This is a genomic window from Dyadobacter diqingensis (genome assembly GCF_024220585.1).
Lineage (GTDB): Bacteria > Bacteroidota > Bacteroidia > Cytophagales > Spirosomataceae > Dyadobacter > Dyadobacter diqingensis.
In genome coordinates, this window is the sequence record NZ_JAMXKF010000007.1 from 193,546 (window position 1) to 211,519 (window position 17,974).

A 17,974-nucleotide genomic window follows, 5' to 3' on the forward strand; every position below is an offset into this window, starting at 1 on the left:
TTTGTGATGTGTGAATTACTGCTCCGGATCGAGATAGTATTCCAGATTTTCCTGGGTAATAATATCCAGCGGCAGAAACTTAATCGGCGGAATTTCTTTTTTGAAAACCAAATGATTGGCCAGCTGATAAATCCCCCAGTACCCCTGCCCTAACGGATTTTGATTGATCAGAAAATCAACAAAACCAAGATTGAGGTAATGCAGATTCTGCGGAATTAAATCGTATCCGACAAGTTTGATATGGCTCAGCTTATTTTTTTCAAGATACTGGGCAATAGCAAACGCCTTGGAGTTAGTCACGTAAATAGCCCTAAGCTGCTTTTCCCCTGCCAAAAGCTGATCAAGGTTATGATCAAATGAATCCCCTTCCGAAAAATTCAGTTCAGCTTCGAGCACCTTATATTTATCTGTCAGATTTTTTCTGATAAAATAATCCTTAAAACCCTCTTCTTTGGTAATCAAATGCGCCGAGTTCGGCAGATCTTCATCAATATGCAAAACGAGCATGGAACAAGGATCCGGCAGACCGAAACTTAAAATTTTGGCCGCCAGAAACCCGCTTTGATAAGAATCCTGGCCGATGTAACAAAGTGGATTTACGTTAGAAATCTGCGTATTGAATAATACATAAGGGATTTTTAACGCTTCCCATTCCTTGAAAAACGGTAATACTTCTTTATAAAAAAGAGGCGCTATTAACAGTCCGTCCGGATGTTCGCGGGTGGCATCCTTCGCTTTTTCGATAAAGGAATCAACATCATGCGGATCGAAAATAAATCGGGTGATTGAAATCCCGTACTGCCTGAGGTCCTTTTCTGCCTTTGCTATACCATGTTCCGGAGATTCCCAATACGGGTCCGTTTTAGGATCAGGAACCAATGCTATAAAACTGTAAGTCCTTTGCGTTTTCAAAGACTGAGCCAAAAAATTCGGCTCATAATTCATTTCTTTAATAATTTTCAATACTCTTTCACGTACATCTTCCGCCACCCTGCCACGGTTATGCAAAACCCTGTCAACAGTTCCTTTGGACGTTTCAGCACGCTCAGCAATATCTTTTATTCGAACAATCTTCTTTTTCACTGTGTCAACAATAACGAACGGGAATATACCCGGATTTCATTTGTATAAAAATAGTACAATTACTATCATCAACCCTGAAAACTTATTTTATGGCCTCCATTTTAGCCAAAACAATAAAATTTCAACACATTATTTAATATTTCTTAGAAATTAGGAAAATGTGCATTAGATTTACAAATCTAACCAGTAAATGACAAAAATATCATGTGTTCGTACACATTACAAAAAAATTGCTGCGTGCTCGAACACTTTTCTTTAAAATTACTTGCTTCGTAACAGATTACAAGTAATTTTGCATTAAATAAAAATGTGAAAAGAAAATTCGTTGAATTAAAACAATGACCGTTGTTTCAATTACGCACATTCCAATCGCATTATATTATTCCTAAACCCTTATAAGATTACCTACTAGTTCTAAACTCTTAGACCTGACGTGCAGAATCAAACTCTGCACGTTTTTTTGGCTAAATACCAACCTGTTATTTAATTTCGATCGTCACCTGATCATCCTCCGGATAAGCGGTGCAGGTTAGTATCCAACCCTGTGCCAGATCTCCGTCTGTAAGTACATCGTTAATTGTCATATATACACTTCCGGTCGTACAAATACCGGCGCAAGTAGCACAGCTTCCGCCCTTGCAGCTATAAGGTAAATGAATACCCGCGTCGAGTGCCGCCTGAAGAATTGTTTTATCTTCAGGCACATACAAGTTGTAATTTTTATTTTTAAAAATCAGGCTGATGTAATGCGGCAGCTCAACCCGGGTTATGGGCGGCGGATTACAGATGACAAAGTTTTCCCGGCGTATCTTATCTTTTCCAAAACCCATGTAATGGAGCGTGATTTCGGCAGAGCGCATCAGTTCAAAAGGCCCGCAAATGAAAAACCGTGCATTTTCAGGTCCATAGGAAAGCGACCTGCTGATCATCTGTTCCAGCCGTGTATTATTGATCCGGCCCCGTATGCCATTCCAGTGATCGGATGGTTGGCTGTGAATGTGAATTACCCGAAGCCTTTCCGGAAAAAGTTTTTCCCAGATCGCGATCTGCTCCATAAAAAGTGTGCTGCTCTCATTTCTGTTAGCATACAGCAGCGTGACTTTATCGTCAGGCTCAGACGAAAGCACGTGTTTCAAAATCGAGAACAACGGTGTTATGCCGCTCCCCGCTCCTATCAGCACAATATCCCTGGGCTCTCCCGATGATTTTTCCAGCGTAAAACGACCGGCAGGAGGCAACGCAGTGAAAATATCTCCCTCATGCACAAAGTCGATCCAGAAGCGGGATATCTCTCCGTTAGGGATACGCTTGACAGTTATGGAAGGATACGCATCAACATCCGGCGCAGAACTCATCGAATAGGAACGTCGCACTTCATGCCCGTGCATATCAATCAGAAAAGTAAGAAACTGACCCGCCTGGTAATCGAGTTTTCCGCCATCGGTTTTCTCGAAAACAAAAGTCCTGATATCGTAGCTTTCAACAATGATGTGCCGCACACGAAGCAATATGGTGGCATCTGTTATTGGTTCCATAAAGTTTCATATTCCGCCAGTAAAGTCCAGTTATGCGCCTCACAAAGCCAGTGCATATGAAAAATCGGGCTGCTGGAAATCTTGTAAAGTAATTTGTTTTCATAGGCCGTCATCAGGCCTGCTATGAAAAAGTAAAAATTTTTAAAGTCTTTTTCTGTAAAGCTTTCAACCGGAATACGCTCCGGCCGCAAACCAAACCGCATCAGAGAAGTTGACAGGATAACCCTGTCCATCGGACTTTCCGTTTTCTCTAACAACATTGTGGTATCCTCAATAAGTTTTTGTTTGACAGGCTGCAACTGCGAAGGGTCGAACGCAGCTATAAGCCGGCTTACATGATAAATAATCAGCGGTGTCCGCGGATATTGGTGCGCGCACCGGAACGGAACCGTAAGATAGCGATCAGTTTCAATCACGGATATGATATAAGCCAGACTATCTTCATCATGCTTATTTAAGGGCAAATTGTTTTTAAAGACAAAATAAAGCAGGTTACTCAGCACACAAACATCAAATTCGATATACATATTCTTCCCAAACCAGGTAGAATAAGCACTGAGCCGCTGATATTCCGGATAGGTATTTCGAATCCACTGTTTTGTTCCGTTGGCGTGTAAAGCAAGTTTCTCTTTAAGCCATAACACCTGTTCTTTTTCCGGATTTGTCGTGAGATATGCGAAAGCAGTATCATCCACATCATCCGGAATACGAAAATGCTCAAAATGCCGAAAAATATGCCCGTTTGGAAAATGTTTTGAAGGTTTCGTTTTCCAGAAATTATAGGTTTTTAAACCATCCTTATTCTGAAAATCCGGATAATTTTGGACAACGCGGGACACAATTCCCTTGATTTTCTGCTGAGAAACTGTATCAGTCTGCTCAAAAATAGATTGTAAAGTAAAGCTGATAATAGCTGAAAAGAACATTGTTGTATCCGGCCGGTTATAACCGATCAGGCCATTATCCCGATAAGCCGGGAAAATTCCTTCCGGAAAATACCGGTCTCCTCTTGACTGAAGATTTTCAATTTTAGCAATAAAATGCTGTAAAGTGTCTTTCATGAACCGGAAAGCTAGCAAATTGTCGTAAAAAAAGAAAACCCCGCCTGTTGAGGCAAGGGTTTCTTTGGGGCTTTCGGCCGTCAGCCAAAAACTATATCATTGGTATTCATGGCTGAAGCCGACTGCTGACCATCGACAATTAAAGATCATCGATATCTCCCGCCGAAAGGCGACTACCGAAAGCCGACTGCTGACAGCCGAAAGCCAAAATTAAACTCCTTCGGCAACTACTTCTTTTACGTCAGGGACCATCCGGGTCAATAAGTTTTCGATCCCGGCTTTCAATGTCAGCGTAGATGACGGGCATCCGCTGCATGAGCCCTGAAGCAATACCTTAACCGTTCCTGTATCTTCATTAAACGAGTGGAAATTAATAGCTCCACCATCCGATTCAACTGCCGGACGCACGTACTGATCAAGTGCTGCTTTTATTTTTTGAACCGTATCCGAATCTCTCGAATCAACGATCAGCGTATTTTTCTCAATTGTTTTTTCAAAAAATACGGGTTGACTTTCCTCAAAATAGATTTTAATGAACTGCTTGGTATCTCGCAAAACTTCTTCCCAGGCAATATCATCATCTTTTGAAATGGTTATGAAATTGCTGGCTATAAAAACTCTTTTCACATGAGGAAACTGAAAGAGATCTCCCGCCAGAGGAGAGCCGCTTCCTTCTTCCAAAGCCGATTCCAGAGAAGGATAATCAAATGAAAGTCCTTCCGGAACCAATTCGAAATTCAAGACGAATTTCATCGAATTCGGATTTGGACTTAATTCTGTATATACAAATACGGGACGTTTTAACATGGTATTCAATAATATCTGGTATAGGACAATTCTTACGATCCTTGCTTAGAACACTCGTTTTTCTATTTTGGTTTAAACCAATCCAAATAAAAACGAAAACCCGCTGAATAAATCCAGCGGGTTTCTAAAATCTTACGGATTAACCGAAAATCTTTGGACTATGCCTCAGCAGCAACTTCAACTGCAGCAGCGATAGGTTCGATGTGAACGAAAGATTTGTTAAGACGTGTTTTACGGAAAACAACGTGTCCTTCAACCAAAGCAAACAAAGTATGGTCACGACCAATACCTACGTTATTGCCTGGGTTGTGTTTCGTTCCGCGCTGACGAACAAGAATATTTCCTGCTTTCGCGTGCTGACCGCCGAACAATTTAACACCAAGACGCTTGCTTTCTGATTCACGTCCGTTCCTAGAGCTACCTACACCTTTCTTATGTGCCATGATATCTTACTTTTTTGTTTTTTCGATGATTGTGAATAAGCCGAAGTTCATTAAAACCACAGCCGCAGCGGAATACCGCCTTTAATTAAGCTACGATTTCGTCAATGCTGATCTTCGTCAAATACTGACGGTGACCATTCTTAACTTTGTAACCCTTACGTCTCTTCTTTTTGAAGACGATCACTTTTTCACCTTTAAGGTGTTCAAGCACCGTAACTTTTACAGAAGCGCCTGCTACTGTAGGAACACCTACTTGTACTGTGCCTTCGTTATCAACGAGTAGGACTTTGTCAAACACAAGAGCAGCGTTCACGTCACCTTCAAGCCTATGCGTGAAGATTTCGCGACCCTTTTCAACTTTAAATTGCTGACCTGCGATTTCTACGATTGCGTACATGATAATAATTTATGATAAACTGATATTCAAAAACGAGGTGCAAAGATAAACAGATATCAACAGAATCACAACGGTTTATATTAAAAAATACCGAGGACCCGTTAAAAATAATTTACCGCTGCCACGCATTTCGGATATCTGCGTATTGTAAACCCGAATAAATAGCTAATTTCGTACGTTTTAGATATGCCAGAATCCAAAACGAAAACGGGTAAGTATATGATCCGGTATACTTTTACCGTCATTAACAAAGCTTAACATTTCATTCGGTTACTTTTATATAAACTAACGTCATGAGCATTGAATGAATACTAAATTAAACAAGATGAAACTCTTTCTGTGGATTTCACTTATTGCCCTCTCTGGCGTTGCGTCCGCGGCTGCAAACGACGATAATGATATCAATAAAAATACAACGGAAATATTGCAGTCGGCTGGCTACCAGGTGGGCGATGCGGTTGCCAATTTTAAACTGAAAAATGTTGACGGAAGAATCATTTCGCTTGCCGATTTTTCTTCTTCCAAAGGCGTTATTGTGATATTTACGAGCAACCACTGCCCTTTCGCGAAAGCTTATGAGGACCGGGTTATCGCCCTGAACAACAAATATGCTTCTCAGGGATTTCCGGTGATCGCCATCAACCCGAGCGATCCGGGAACACATGTTGACGATTCTTTTGAAAAAATGAAGGAACGGGCATCTTCAAAAGGTTATAACTACCCATATCTTGTTGATGAAATGCAAACAACTGCCAAGGCTTTCGGCGCTGCCCGCACACCGCAGGTATATGTTATTTCGAGAAGCAATGGCCGCTTTATTGTCCAGTATATCGGTATGATCGACGATAATCCGCAGGACCCTGCCGGAGCCACTAAATTTTATGTGGAAGAAGCTGTCAGCAACCTGATTGGCGGTAAGCCGGTAGTAACCATGTCGACCAAGCCGATTGGATGCGCCATTAAGTGGAGAAATTAATTCCATAACGTTTTAGTATAGTACCCTCTTATTTTATTTAGCTCATGAGAACTTCAGCGTTTGCCCTGCTTGTTGCATTATTGATTTCAAATAATTTCAGTTTCGGTCAGTCAAAAAAATTCTCGGCAGAAGGTGAGTTTACCGCCAACTGCGAAGGCCCGGCCGTGGATTCGGAAGGAAATATCTATGCCGTCAATTTTGCCAGAGACGGCACCATCGCCCAGATGAACCGTCGTGGAAAATCAGGCTTTTTTGTTACTCTTCCCAAAGGGAGTACCGGAAATGGTATCCGTTTCGGAGATAAAAACACATTTTATGTAGCGGACTTTACAGGACATAATGTGCTGAAAGTAGATATGATCACCAAAAATGTGACTGTGTTTGCAAACGAACCTAAAATGAACCAGCCTAACGACCTGGCGATCACTAAAAGCGGCCATATTTTTTGCTCAGACCCTAACTGGAAAGAAGGAACAGGCCAGATATGGCATGTTTCTCCTCAGGGAAAAACCCGGCTGGTGGCTGAGAAAATGGGTACGACCAATGGTATTGATATCAGTCCCGACGAAAAAACCTTGTATGTCAACGAAAGCGTGCAGCGCAACGTATGGGCATTTGATCTCGCATCGGACGGAACATTATCGAACAAGCGCCTGATCCACACGTTCGCCGACGGCGGCATGGATGGTATGCGCTGCGATATCCAAGGCAACCTGTACATCGCCCGTCACGGTAAAGGTGAAGTAGCCGTACTTTCGCCAGCCGGAAAAGTGATCCAAACCATACCAACGATCGGAAAAAAAGTTTCCAACATCTGTTTTGGCGGAAAAAATGGCAAGACCTGTTACATCACGCTTCAGGACCGTGGCTGCCTTGAAACCTTCAAAGCAAAAACTGCCGGCCGGGAATGGCAGATGATGGAGGAGTTTACCGCTAAAAAATGAGCGCGGGAACTTAACTGATCATACCCCATTTCGCCAATCTGTTTAGAAAAGCATAAAAACGCACATTCATTCACAAAAATAATCCGGCAGAGATTGTCTAAATAAAGTTTTATGTATTTACTTTGTAAAACAAAGTACTTTAAATAAAAATCATGACACTAAATACACTGCTCCGCTATTTAAAGGGAAATCACAAAGTGGCGTTGTTGGCCCTGGTTTCTGCTTCTTCTTTATCACTTTTATTTTTTAGAATTCTTATCACGCAAAATCTCGGCTTTATATTTCTTCCCTGGAATTTATTTCTTGCCTGGGTACCGCTTTTTTATATTAAATGGGTTTGGCAAAAAGAGCTTTCAGCGACAATCCCGGTCTGGCTGCTGCTAATCCATTTATGCGTATGGCTCCTATTTTTTCCAAATGCGCCTTACATCATCACCGATCTGCTTCATCTCAGAGCCACCTCGGAGGATATGATCTGGTTTGATGCTCTGATGATATTCACTTTCGCAGTCGCCGGATTTCTGACCGGACTATATTCGATAAGAATTGTCCACCGGTTACTGACACATCGCTGGAATGAGCAAATTGCCTGGCTGGCCATCTCCGGTTCCATGTTTCTCAGCGGATTTGGTGTATTTCTAGGGAGATACGGACGCTGGAACAGTTGGGATATTATCGCACAGCCTATGTCACTGGCGCGTGGCATTTTACACAGCATGCGTGACCCTTTTGCCATAAAACACACCTTCACGTTTTCGTTCGTGCTGATGTTGTTGTACTTTGCGTTCCATATTTTCGCAGAACTTAAAAGAAATGAGTCAACCCATAAATATTCGTAAAGCGCTTAAAAGTTTCCGTTATGCCGGTGTTGGCATATACGATTTGTTCCGGCACGAAAACAATGCGAAGATCCATTTGCTCGCTGCCATCCTGATTGTTGCAGCCGGAATCGGTTTTAAAATTTCGGTGACAGAATGGTGCATTATCACGATCCAGATAGCTTTGGTATGGTCTGCGGAAGCCTTTAACACTGCGATCGAAAAACTGGCTGATACGGTCACTACGGATTATCACCCATCCATTAAAATCGTAAAAGATGTAGCGGCAGCCGGTGTGTTAATCCTTGCAATTTCGGCCGTCATTGTTGCCGGATTTATCTTTTTGCCTAAACTATGGGAATGCCTGAACTAAACTCTTATCTACGAATCTGATTTTATATGTCCTCAAACCAAGACTCACTACACACCTTAAATGAGATCCGCGACCTGATGGAACGGTCGAACAAATTTCTTTCACTAAGCGGATTAAGCGGTGTTTTTGCAGGAATTTTTGCACTGATCGGTGCAGCCGTGGCGTATGTCCGTTTAAAAACAGATTGGTTCACCGAAAGTTTTTCTTCCTATGACACGTCCGGCGCCATTACTCAGAAGGAAGCTGTGAACTTTTTGCTTCTGGACGGCGTACTGGTTCTCTTCTTTTCTCTTGCCATTGGTATCCTGCTCACGGTGAGAAAAGCGCAGAAAAAAGGATTTCAGGTTTGGAATAAAAACTCCCGCCGACTGGTCCTGAGCATGTTCATTCCGCTTGCATCCGGTGGAATATTTTGCCTCGCAATGCTTTCTTATGGTTATATCTGGCTGGTATTGCCCGCAACTTTGATTTTTTACGGCTTAGCCTTGTTCAACGCAAGCCGTTATACCTGGCCAGAAGTCTCTTACATGGGCATTCTGGAAATTATCATCGGCTCTCTTGCGCTGTTTTTTACGGGGCTTTCGCTTTTTTTCTGGGCTCTCGGATTCGGGGTATTACACATTGTGTACGGCTTTGCGATGTATAACAAATATGATCGTGAAGAAAGTAGTTCTGCTAACACACCAAATAAAGGTGGATTTGCTGCATTACTATTTATCCTGATTTCTGCGGGTTTTTGTCAGGCTCAGATACCGTCCGCACTGCCCACAGACACTACTGCCAGAAAATGGTACGATAAGGAAACAATTTACCTTCAGGGAGCAAATAGTTTTATAAAAAACAATGTCGTTTATACCGGTCAAAAAGCGATCAGGAAAGAATTTATGATTTCCGAAGGTGGTATGCAGCTGTATCTCGGATCGAGACGAAAGCGGAATCTTGCCCTGGTGATCTCCATTGCCGGCTCTGCCGGCTCTATTGTTTCACTGATAACGGGAAACCGGGATGCGTTGAAAAAATTCTTTTGGGTTTCGTTGGGCACTGGTTTCGCATCGACCTTAATTACGGCGCAAGCCAACAATCAGCGTGATCAGGCGGTGTGGCTCCGCAACCGGGACGCACTACTTTTTATGGAAGTCAATAAATAGTTCTCAAATGACTTCATAACTTGCGGGCAGAATGGAATGGTTAGAAAAATTTAATAAAGTATTTGAAAGTAAAATCCGCCTTGGACTGATGTCAGTTCTGGTGGTGAATGATGCCGTAAGTTTTAACGAGCTGAAAGAGCTTCTGCAACTTACAGACGGTAATCTCGCATCACACCTGAAAGCGCTGGAAGAAACGGAATATATTCTGGTTCAGAAGCAGTTTGTAGGCAGAAAACCCAATACGACTTACAAAGTCACCGAAGCCGGCCAGAAAGCCTTCACGGACCACCTCCAGGTCCTGGAAAATATGATCCGGCAGAATATGTAAACCAGAAACTGCCAAAAGAAAAGCGCTGAGCACGAAATTTCATGCTCAGCGCTTTTCTTTTAAAAATGGCAATAATTAGAATTTTAAAGGAACAGAGAAACCTGCTTTGTCCCACTGGAATTGTAACTCAGTATCTTTAACTGTGAAAGTCAGTTTTTCCTCAGAAGCTGAATAAGTTTTCGCAGGAACCGTAATTTTCAACACGTCCTTCGCCTTATTCTTTTCATAGTCATAAGCACCTGACTGGCCCAAAACGCTGTTCAGGATAACGCTCCATTCTTTTTCTCCCGGGATTGTAAACAAGCTATAAGTACCTGCCTTAACAGCCTTACCACCAAACTGGCCATCTTTTTTGAATGTGATTTCAGTAGAAGCGTTGGCACCGGTACGCCAAACTTTTCCATATTTTTCAAGGCTTTCGCTTCCTTCTTTACCAAAAAGCAAACGTCCTTTTTTCGATGGCTGACCATAGGCCACACTTACATTTTTGCCGTCAGCAGTAACTCTCGGGCTTTGTGCACATGACCAGGTAAATGCAACAAATGTCAATAATAAAGAGAAAAGCGTTTTTTTCATAAATTTGTTTAGTGATGGTTGTTATTGAAACAGTAACGAAATACGCAATTCAAAAGTTGTTAGTCAAGTCATTTACTTCAAATTTCGTACTTTTGAAAAATGACTTCCGGAGAGCAAACACAAGTACGCAACAATTTTTTCGATACTAAAATCGAATTCCTTAAAGGTGTCGGCCCACAACGGGCTGCTCTGCTTAATCAGGAATTGGGCATCTTCAATTATAGTGACCTGTTACAGCATTATCCGTTCAGGCACGAAGACCGAACTATCTTTCACAGGATAAGCCAATTAACCGAGTTACTTCCGGCGGCACAAATCAAGGGTAGGTTAAGAGAATGGACTATTGTCGGCGAAGGAGGCAAAAAACGCCTTGTCGGACAGTTTACAGATGGTACCGGAACAATTGATCTGGTATGGTTTCAAAGCATAAATTATTTCGAAAAATACCTGCGCCCGAATGGCGAATATATTGTTTACGGGAAGCCCGTGGCTTTCGGTTCTAAATGGAGTATCACGCATCCGGAAATTGAATTGTTAACGCAGGAAAATGAAAAAGGTGGTTATTGGCAGCCTGTTTACCCGCTGACTGAAAAACTCCGCAGGAAATTTATCGACAGCAAGGCGATCGGTAAAATGATCCGCGGACTCCTCGAAATAGCCCGACCGCACATCCGCGAAACCTTACCTGAAAATCTGGTTCAAAAATACCGGATGGTGACCAAGACGGATGCGCTCTGGAATCTGCACAATCCGCAAAGTCAGGCCTGGCTTCACCAGTCCCAACGACGGTTAAAATTTGAGGAGCTTTTTTACAACCAGTTCAGGTTGATCAAAAACAAGCTTTTACATAAAACTGAATTTCCCGGTCTCGTCTTCAATAAAACGGCACTGCTTCGTGAATTTTACGAAAACCATCTTCCTTTTGAACTGACCGGCGCCCAGGTTCGCGTGCTTCATGAAATCCGCGAAGACCTGAAAACGGGAAAACAAATGAACAGGCTTTTGCAGGGTGATGTAGGTTCCGGCAAGACGATCGTTGCGTTTATTACCATGCTTTTGGCACTGGACAACGACGCGCAGGCTTGTCTGATGGCTCCAACGGAAATTCTGACGGACCAGCATTATCAGGGATTGAAAAAGTTTGCTGATTTACTGGGCGTCAATATTGGTAAACTGACAGGTTCAACAAAGAAAAAAGAGCGGGAACTGATCCACGAGCAATTGTTGGACGGCTCGATGCAAATCATTGTCGGGACGCATGCGCTGATTGAGGATATCGTTCAGTTTAAGAATCTTGGGCTGTGTGTAATTGATGAACAACACCGCTTTGGCGTTGCGCAACGTAGTAAGTTATGGGCCAAAAACCAGTTTACGAACCCGCATATGCTGGTTATGACCGCAACACCCATTCCCCGAACGCTGGCCATGACCCTTTACGGAGATCTGGATATATCAGCAATCAACGAACTACCGGCGGGAAGAAAACCGATTAAAACCGTACACCGATACGACGCACACCGACTTTCCGTTTTTGGCTTCCTGCGAGATGAAATCGCCAAGGGAAGACAGATTTATATGGTTTATCCCTTGATTGAAGAATCAGAAAAACTGGATTTAAAGGACCTGATGGATGGCTATGAGAGCATAGCCAGAGCATTTCCGGACGTTCCGCTCAGTATCCTTCACGGGAAAATGAAACCCAAAGACAAGGATTTTGAAATGGCCCGTTTTGTGAGAGCCGAAACCAAAATCATGGTTGCCACCACTGTCATTGAAGTTGGAGTTAATGTTCCGAACGCGTCTGTAATGGTTGTCGAAAATGCCGAACGATTTGGATTATCACAGCTTCACCAGTTGCGCGGACGGGTTGGACGCGGAGCCGAACAATCTTATTGTATCCTGATCACCGATTATAAAATCAGCAAGGAAACCAAGCTAAGGCTGGAAACCATGTGCAGAACAAATGACGGCTTTGAAATTGCCGAGGTAGATTTGCAATTACGTGGCCCCGGTGATATTTCCGGTACACAGCAGAGCGGACTTATGGACCTGTTGATCGCCAATCTGGCGCAAGACGGGGAAATTTTGAAAGCGGCGAGAATTTCAGCAGAAGCCATTTTAAATACTGACCCTGATTTAATCCAGCCGGAAAACGCCCCGATCCGGAATCATATTAACAACATGCGGAAGGAGGAGACAAACTGGAGTCGGATCAGTTAAAGCTAAAAGAGTTACGAATTTCCCCTTTCTGGTTAGTTCGCAACTCTTAATTGTATAATAAGTCGTTCCTATTTTAAGCAACAACTTCCCTTATCTCACTTTTAAATTCAAAAGATTGAGGTCTGGTTACGTGCAGGGCTGCACCCAGCGATGTTGCGTATGGCAAATCTGTCGCATACACTTTATGGTCAGGGAAATAACCTGCGATCAGCCGTGTAAATATTTCATTTTTTGCAAATCCACCGTCAATGTAGATCGCATGAACATCATTGACACCGATCAAATGAAGTGAAACTTTGAGCATTTCCGTCAGCCCTTTGATCAAATGGTGATAAGCTGCCTCTGGTGATGCAAAAGCGCTGATCTGCCATTCCTTCGTGTTTACTTCCGGGAACGGCCCGTTTCCGGCCATGCAAGCTGCATAAAACGGAGGAGTATCCGCTTTTAAAATCGTTTCATTATAGGCCACTTTTTTATAGAAATCAGCCTCAACTTTGAAATATTCAGCAATTCGTTTTACCTGGAAATCATGCTCACGACCCATAAACAGACGCGATGTGGTGACTCCGCTGCCTTCCGGCGTCAGGTAGTTCATGCAATCGCGATCCAGCTGATGCGAGGTAAGCGGTTTTGAATAAAACGGATTGAAGTTGATACACCAGGTACCGGTCGACAACAACACAAAAGGCTTCTTAACCGCCATTCGATAAGGTACCAGTGCCGATGAACTATCGTGAAGGCCGAATCCTGACTGGATCGTTTTTTCAGCATCACGGTAAATAAAGGACGAAGACGCCAGGACAGGCGGAAGCTTTTTCTGAATCCCCTCCTGTTTTACCCATTCATGATAATCCCACATTTCAAAACTCCATAGCCCGGTGTGACACCCGATGGAGGTATAATCACTCGCTTTCCGTCCTGTCAGCAAAAACAAAATATACTGCGGCAAGTGAAGCGAGGAAACAATTTTCTTATAAATATCAGGTTTGGTATGTTTAAGCCAGTACAGCTGCATACCCGAGTTTAACATACCCATTGCAGGCGAACCTGTCTGAAGGGCAAGCCTCGTCGGATCACCGTGGGTACTGTAAAACTGGTTTAAAAGTGCTTCCGGAAGCGGTTTTAAATAAGAATATAACGGTGTCACCGGCTTGTTGCTTGCATCCAGATGAACCAGACTCGCGCCATAAGCCGCAGCGTTCACTGCCTGAATATGATATTTTGGATTATTCTTTAAATCAGCCCAGCGTTCTTCAACCCACTGCGTCAACAATTCAATATTTTCCGTTGGAAATCCATCCTCATCCGTTGTCTCAGGAAGCGATTCGGTAACTTCTTCTATAATCTGATACTTTTCATCAAAAAGTACATACTTTTTATTGGTTCTGCCAATATCAAAAACCGCCGTTACTTTCATTATTTTGTATGCGCTATCACTTTTAATATACGGAAATCTATTTTTCGGTTAATATAGTGACTTTACTTTAAAAGCTATACCCTTAGTCCGACTTTTTAAAATCTTACTTATTCACCGAATAGCATTAAAGTAAGCTTGCCAATTTTCTACTCAGATTTTTCTAAAATTGGTTTCAAAACTGTCACCCAGCGTCTATAACCTTCCTCGTTCATATGCAGGCTGTCTTTGAGGAATATGCTTCCATCGGGCCGGCCATTTTTCATCATCACCGGCCATATGTCGATGTACTGATGCTTGCGGTCACGTTTGATAAAATCACTGATCAGTTTGTTCGCCTTTTCCACATCCGTCTTTTTGGCCCAGCGCGAGGGCGAAGGTTTCAGCGACACACCATAAATCCGGGCATCAGGTTCTTTTTCATGAATTAACTTCGTTAGCGTAACATAAGCATCCCTCACCTGCTCAGGTGTTTTTCGCTTTTCTCCAAACATGTCATTTTCACAGTAGATAACAACGGTCCTGGGATGGTATTTAAATATCGTGCGGTCTGCATAATGGATCACTTCCGGCAAAGTTGAGCCGCCGAAACCACGGTTAATAATCGGCAAAGGTGCCAGATCCTTATCAGCATTTGTCCATTTGGTAAACGTCGAACTCCCGGCCAGCACAATACCGCCAGCCGCCGGCATTTTTTCAGCATCCTTTTTTTCAAAAGCAACTATGGAACTTTCCGACCGGTTAACCGCATAATCTGGCTCCCAGGGCCGGTCAATAGTATTATAATTCGGTTTCTGACATGAAACAATCGCCAAAAAGCCGAGTGCGACTAAATATTTTTTCATCTTAAATAAACAGTGGATATACCAAAGAAGGCATATCCACCGGATTTTTAATGTGTATTGGTTGATTATATTCTTATCTATCTCCTGGCAAAAAAATAACGGAAACCTAAGCCGATACTACCGGTTTGAAAAGAAGGTGAAAACTGGTAATCAAATAACGTTTTTTTCGTTTTCAAGTTTTCACCGCCAGCGCTTACCCGGGTATAACTTTCTATCTCACCAAATCCCGTTGAGATATTTATTGGATTAGCAAAGGCAAAACTTCCGTACAGTGCCCATTTGGGCGTAACTCTCCAGACAATACCTGCCCCAAGACTTGCCCCAACAGTTACTTTGTTAAGCCTGGTTTCGTCGGTCAATTTATCATTGATCAGACTATATTCATTTGTTAAATTATATGTTAAACTTAAGCTTGGTCTGACATATACCGAAAACTTTGAGCTCAGCGGCTTGTAAAATTCCCAAAAACGTTCTCCGCCAATTCCAAAATTTCGCAAACGTCTCGGATCAACATTAAATTCTTTCAGTTTTTGTAAACTCAAAGTATGGTTGATCCCCCAGCCAACTGCCTTATTGTCTTTCACAAATGTCCCCCAGGCAACGTTGATGTTATGACCATAGGTGGTTGCAGAGGAATTTAAATTCTGAGATTTAAAGTTGCTAAATGTGTTATAAAAGCCGCCTCCTATAAAGGTGTCGCCTGTTTCAAATTGTGCTTTTGCCGTCGTACAAAACAGAAAAGCAAAAATCATTATAAAGATCTTTTTCATAGCTTATTTGTTTGGTGACGTTAGATACTTGGCAACACGAATTGAAAAATACGTGGGAAAGTCGGTTGATATGCCAGAAGAAAACATAAAGTTTTTCGCTTCACCCAGCCCTTCCTTACTAACAAGATAACTGGCATTTAAAGATAGTACATCGGCGTACCCTTCAATTACCCAACCTTTTTTGGGAAAAAGGTAACTGAGCCCAGGTTTTATACTAACCGTATGCCTCCAATAGTCAATTTTACTTTCATAGGCATAATCGCCGGTAACTTTGGTTTTACTCCAATTATAAGATGGGCCAATTTCTGCATGAAAGAATACTGCCCAGTGATCACCCAGAGTTTTGTATTTTCTGATGAAAGGTAAAAGTTGAACAGAGTGTGAATTTCCTCTATTTTTCTGACCCGGTAAATCATATTGAGAACGGCTCCATTGAAAACTGTATCGCGCCCCAAGACCTATCATTGTCGAACTATTTAAAAAATAGCCCCATTGCATTTCAGGTGAAATGGTATGCCCGCTACCACTTCGCGTATCAGATTTTGTGTCCTTTTCATCATAATTATAGGTTTGCCCATTTAAACCGATCGTACCACCAAGGTACTTCGTTCCTTTTTCCAGCTGAGCTTTGACGGGTGTGATGAACCAAAGCAAGCTTAAAAAGCCGATAAGAAGAGTTTTTTTCATGACATGAGTAGTTGGTTTAAAGGCAAGATAACCAAGTTTATGTAACCGATATAACTATTTTGTTTTTTTAACAAAAAATATAAAAAAAGAGGCAACTGCGGGTCGCCTCTAAATATTACCTGTACCAAAATTCACCTAACTATCTTGCTAAGTCATTAGCGGTCAATCGGCTTTGACTTTCTTTTAATTTCATGGCTTTTCTTCTGTAATTAATAAATACCAGTCCAGTTACCCTGGCGATAATATTGAAGTAATCTTTGCTTCATCATGTATTCGTACTTCGCCTGGATCGCATTGGCTTGTGCTTTTCCAAGATTGGCCTTTGCCAGCGCATATTCAAAAATATTGGCAGTTCCTGCGTTCAGCTTACTTTCAACAACGGCAAAACTGGCTGTCAGTGACTCGGACTGGCCTTGCGCCGCCGCATACCGGTCGGCAGTACTGGCAACTTCCAAAACCGCGGTTTCCACCGATTGGCGCAATAATTGCTTGGCGACATCAAACTGGTTCTGTGCCTGACGCTCCTGAACTTTTGCAACCTCCACACGTGGCCGGGTTATCCATCGGCCCATGATCGGGATATTTAAACCCAGACTTAAAGAACCATTTCTGGTCGCATTCAGCTGATTAAAATAATCGAGATTCCGGTTGGTTGAAGCATAAAACGCATCGATATTTGCCCGCAGCGTCAGTGACGGAAAGTTGTTGGCCTTAATCGATTTCACCAGATAAGTATAACTTTTCCGGCTCAGCTCCGCGCTTTTGATTTCGGGAAACTGTTTCAGTGCATCTTCATAAACTGCGGCGGCATCCTTGGAATCTGCCGGAAGGACAAATTCCGAAAGCGGTTCAAACTCAACGGCATCATCCGGCTCAATATTCATTCTTTGAAAGAGTGCCAGACGCGCCGTTCTATAACTATTCAAAGCCGTCACCATATCAAACTTATCGTTAGCCAGCTGTGCTTTGATCTCGTATAAAGTGCTTTGCGCCGCAACACCTGCGTTCAGCTGTTTCTCAACACGATCCACCTGCTGCTTGGAAGATTCCACCTGCTGAACATAAGATTCGTACAAAGACTTTGTTGCCAGAACATTTACATACCCCTGCATAAGCAGAATTGTCTGGGTATTCAAAACGGCTACCCGGTTTTCCATCGCAGACTCCTTCAAAAGCTGGTTCTGGCGAATCTGGTTCTGGATTTTGAAGCCCTGAAAAATGGGCATCTGAAACCCTGCGCCGATGGAATTGTAATTGTAAAGCTGATCAATATACGCGTTGGTGTACTGATCAATACTCCGTCCCAGATTTACACTGTGATTGGCTCCAATAGAAATCTGCGGAAGTATCTGAGATTTTGTCTGCCGGAGTTGCGCCTGCGCTGCCTCAGCCTGGAGATTTCCAGCCTGATAAGTCAGGTTATTTTTGCCAAGCAGTTCCACACAGTCTGCGAAGTCCAATTTCTTTTGCGCCTGGGTTACATATGGAAGCAGACAAAGGAGTAATAATATTCGTTTCATGACTAATAGACAAATGATAGAGAATATGC

The 17,974-nt window shown here is 42.7% G+C and carries 19 protein-coding genes; 7 read left to right on the top strand and 12 right to left on the bottom strand.

Going from position 1 to position 17,974, the window contains the following annotated elements; translation table 11 throughout:
• Positions 1–15: 15 nt before the first annotated feature.
• The 6 genes from M1L62_RS19310 to rplU all read right to left on the bottom strand — a co-directional run bounded on the left by M1L62_RS19310 (position 16) and on the right by rplU (position 5,326).
• The gene (locus tag M1L62_RS19310) at positions 16–1,083 is read right to left on the bottom strand and encodes a substrate-binding domain-containing protein (RefSeq protein ID WP_254561261.1); all 1,068 of its coding nucleotides are present in this window, start codon (positions 1,081–1,083) and stop codon (positions 16–18) included.
• Between the two features lie 479 nt (positions 1,084–1,562).
• On the bottom strand, positions 1,563–2,618 hold the full coding sequence (locus M1L62_RS19315; RefSeq protein WP_254561262.1) for a ferredoxin--NADP reductase: 1,056 nt from the start codon (positions 2,616–2,618) through the stop codon (positions 1,563–1,565).
• Positions 2,606–3,679, bottom strand: coding sequence for a hypothetical protein (locus M1L62_RS19320; RefSeq protein ID WP_254561263.1), 1,074 nt, complete (start codon positions 3,677–3,679; stop codon positions 2,606–2,608). Before M1L62_RS19320 ends, M1L62_RS19315 begins: the two co-directional genes overlap by 13 nt.
• A gap of 210 nt (positions 3,680–3,889) precedes the next feature.
• Entirely contained in the window at positions 3,890–4,486 is a 597-nt protein-coding gene (locus tag M1L62_RS19325) for a NifU family protein (RefSeq protein WP_254561264.1), read from the bottom strand.
• Between the two features lie 158 nt (positions 4,487–4,644).
• Positions 4,645–4,929 carry a 50S ribosomal protein L27 gene (rpmA, locus tag M1L62_RS19330; protein WP_090335299.1) on the bottom strand — a complete coding sequence of 95 codons (285 nt, stop codon included), beginning with the start codon at positions 4,927–4,929 and terminating at the stop codon, positions 4,645–4,647.
• An 85-nt stretch (positions 4,930–5,014) separates the two neighbouring features.
• Entirely contained in the window at positions 5,015–5,326 is a 312-nt protein-coding gene (gene rplU / locus M1L62_RS19335) for a 50S ribosomal protein L21 (protein WP_090335300.1), read from the bottom strand.
• A 325-nt stretch (positions 5,327–5,651) separates the two neighbouring features.
• On the opposite strand from rplU, the gene M1L62_RS19340 reads away from it, so the two are divergent.
• The 6 genes from M1L62_RS19340 to M1L62_RS19365 all read left to right on the top strand — a co-directional run bounded on the left by M1L62_RS19340 (position 5,652) and on the right by M1L62_RS19365 (position 9,913).
• The gene (locus M1L62_RS19340) at positions 5,652–6,302 is read left to right on the top strand and encodes a thioredoxin family protein (protein ID WP_254561265.1); all 651 of its coding nucleotides are present in this window, start codon (positions 5,652–5,654) and stop codon (positions 6,300–6,302) included.
• A gap of 44 nt (positions 6,303–6,346) precedes the next feature.
• A complete protein-coding gene (locus tag M1L62_RS19345; RefSeq protein WP_254561266.1) occupies positions 6,347–7,246 on the top strand; it encodes an SMP-30/gluconolactonase/LRE family protein in 900 nt (299 codons plus the stop codon).
• 152 nt (positions 7,247–7,398) lie between these two features.
• The gene (locus M1L62_RS19350) at positions 7,399–8,085 is read left to right on the top strand and encodes a DUF1361 domain-containing protein (protein WP_254561267.1); all 687 of its coding nucleotides are present in this window, start codon (positions 7,399–7,401) and stop codon (positions 8,083–8,085) included.
• Entirely contained in the window at positions 8,060–8,437 is a 378-nt protein-coding gene (locus M1L62_RS19355; RefSeq protein ID WP_256527733.1) for a diacylglycerol kinase family protein, read from the top strand. Before M1L62_RS19350 ends, M1L62_RS19355 begins: the two co-directional genes overlap by 26 nt.
• Positions 8,438–8,463: 26 nt before the next feature.
• The gene (locus tag M1L62_RS29610; protein ID WP_310589989.1) at positions 8,464–9,585 is read left to right on the top strand and encodes a hypothetical protein; all 1,122 of its coding nucleotides are present in this window, start codon (positions 8,464–8,466) and stop codon (positions 9,583–9,585) included.
• A 31-nt stretch (positions 9,586–9,616) separates the two neighbouring features.
• Complete coding sequence (locus M1L62_RS19365) at positions 9,617–9,913, top strand: winged helix-turn-helix domain-containing protein (protein ID WP_254561268.1); 297 nt, start codon at positions 9,617–9,619, stop codon at positions 9,911–9,913.
• A gap of 75 nt (positions 9,914–9,988) precedes the next feature.
• Here the strand turns inward: M1L62_RS19365 and M1L62_RS19370 are convergent, their stop codons facing one another.
• Positions 9,989–10,489, bottom strand: coding sequence for a DUF2911 domain-containing protein (locus M1L62_RS19370; RefSeq protein ID WP_254561269.1), 501 nt, complete (start codon positions 10,487–10,489; stop codon positions 9,989–9,991).
• 99 nt (positions 10,490–10,588) lie between these two features.
• Here M1L62_RS19370 and recG point away from each other — a divergent pair, with 99 nt between their 5' ends.
• A complete protein-coding gene (recG, locus tag M1L62_RS19375) occupies positions 10,589–12,709 on the top strand; it encodes an ATP-dependent DNA helicase RecG (protein WP_254561270.1) in 2,121 nt (706 codons plus the stop codon).
• 73 nt (positions 12,710–12,782) lie between these two features.
• Here recG and M1L62_RS19380 read toward each other — a convergent pair whose 3' ends face one another.
• The 5 genes from M1L62_RS19380 to M1L62_RS19400 form a co-directional block, all read right to left on the bottom strand.
• Positions 12,783–14,126, bottom strand: coding sequence for an FGGY-family carbohydrate kinase (locus tag M1L62_RS19380; RefSeq protein WP_254561271.1), 1,344 nt, complete (start codon positions 14,124–14,126; stop codon positions 12,783–12,785).
• 146 nt (positions 14,127–14,272) lie between these two features.
• Complete coding sequence (locus tag M1L62_RS19385) at positions 14,273–14,968, bottom strand: GDSL-type esterase/lipase family protein (RefSeq protein ID WP_254561272.1); 696 nt, start codon at positions 14,966–14,968, stop codon at positions 14,273–14,275.
• A 77-nt stretch (positions 14,969–15,045) separates the two neighbouring features.
• Positions 15,046–15,738 (bottom strand): putative outer membrane beta-barrel protein, encoded by a 693-nt coding sequence (locus M1L62_RS19390; protein WP_254561273.1) that lies wholly within the window; start codon positions 15,736–15,738, stop codon positions 15,046–15,048.
• Positions 15,739–15,741: 3 nt separating this feature from the next.
• On the bottom strand, positions 15,742–16,425 hold the full coding sequence (locus M1L62_RS19395) for a hypothetical protein (RefSeq protein WP_254561274.1): 684 nt from the start codon (positions 16,423–16,425) through the stop codon (positions 15,742–15,744).
• Positions 16,426–16,634: 209 nt separating this feature from the next.
• On the bottom strand, positions 16,635–17,945 hold the full coding sequence (locus M1L62_RS19400) for a TolC family protein (RefSeq protein WP_254561275.1): 1,311 nt from the start codon (positions 17,943–17,945) through the stop codon (positions 16,635–16,637).
• Positions 17,946–17,974 lie beyond the last annotated feature (29 nt).

Excerpts from the sequence above, each read along its gene's own strand:
- M1L62_RS19315 (WP_254561262.1), bottom strand. The coding sequence starts at position 2,618 with ATGGAACCAATAACAGATGCCACCATATTGCTTCGTGTGCGGCACATC.
- M1L62_RS19320 (WP_254561263.1), bottom strand. The coding sequence starts at position 3,679 with ATGAAAGACACTTTACAGCATTTTATTGCTAAAATTGAAAATCTTCAG.
- M1L62_RS19325 (WP_254561264.1), bottom strand. The coding sequence starts at position 4,486 with ATGTTAAAACGTCCCGTATTTGTATATACAGAATTAAGTCCAAATCCG.
- rpmA (WP_090335299.1), bottom strand. The coding sequence starts at position 4,929 with ATGGCACATAAGAAAGGTGTAGGTAGCTCTAGGAACGGACGTGAATCA.
- rplU (WP_090335300.1), bottom strand. The coding sequence starts at position 5,326 with ATGTACGCAATCGTAGAAATCGCAGGTCAGCAATTTAAAGTTGAAAAG.
- M1L62_RS19340 (WP_254561265.1), top strand. The coding sequence starts at position 5,652 with ATGAAACTCTTTCTGTGGATTTCACTTATTGCCCTCTCTGGCGTTGCG.
- M1L62_RS19345 (WP_254561266.1), top strand. The coding sequence starts at position 6,347 with ATGAGAACTTCAGCGTTTGCCCTGCTTGTTGCATTATTGATTTCAAAT.
- M1L62_RS19350 (WP_254561267.1), top strand. The coding sequence starts at position 7,399 with ATGACACTAAATACACTGCTCCGCTATTTAAAGGGAAATCACAAAGTG.
- M1L62_RS19355 (WP_256527733.1), top strand. The coding sequence starts at position 8,060 with ATGAGTCAACCCATAAATATTCGTAAAGCGCTTAAAAGTTTCCGTTAT.
- M1L62_RS29610 (WP_310589989.1), top strand. The coding sequence starts at position 8,464 with ATGTCCTCAAACCAAGACTCACTACACACCTTAAATGAGATCCGCGAC.
- M1L62_RS19365 (WP_254561268.1), top strand. The coding sequence starts at position 9,617 with ATGGAATGGTTAGAAAAATTTAATAAAGTATTTGAAAGTAAAATCCGC.
- M1L62_RS19370 (WP_254561269.1), bottom strand. The coding sequence starts at position 10,489 with ATGAAAAAAACGCTTTTCTCTTTATTATTGACATTTGTTGCATTTACC.
- recG (WP_254561270.1), top strand. The coding sequence starts at position 10,589 with ATGACTTCCGGAGAGCAAACACAAGTACGCAACAATTTTTTCGATACT.
- M1L62_RS19380 (WP_254561271.1), bottom strand. The coding sequence starts at position 14,126 with ATGAAAGTAACGGCGGTTTTTGATATTGGCAGAACCAATAAAAAGTAT.
- M1L62_RS19385 (WP_254561272.1), bottom strand. The coding sequence starts at position 14,968 with ATGAAAAAATATTTAGTCGCACTCGGCTTTTTGGCGATTGTTTCATGT.
- M1L62_RS19390 (WP_254561273.1), bottom strand. The coding sequence starts at position 15,738 with ATGAAAAAGATCTTTATAATGATTTTTGCTTTTCTGTTTTGTACGACG.
- M1L62_RS19395 (WP_254561274.1), bottom strand. The coding sequence starts at position 16,425 with ATGAAAAAAACTCTTCTTATCGGCTTTTTAAGCTTGCTTTGGTTCATC.
- M1L62_RS19400 (WP_254561275.1), bottom strand. The coding sequence starts at position 17,945 with ATGAAACGAATATTATTACTCCTTTGTCTGCTTCCATATGTAACCCAG.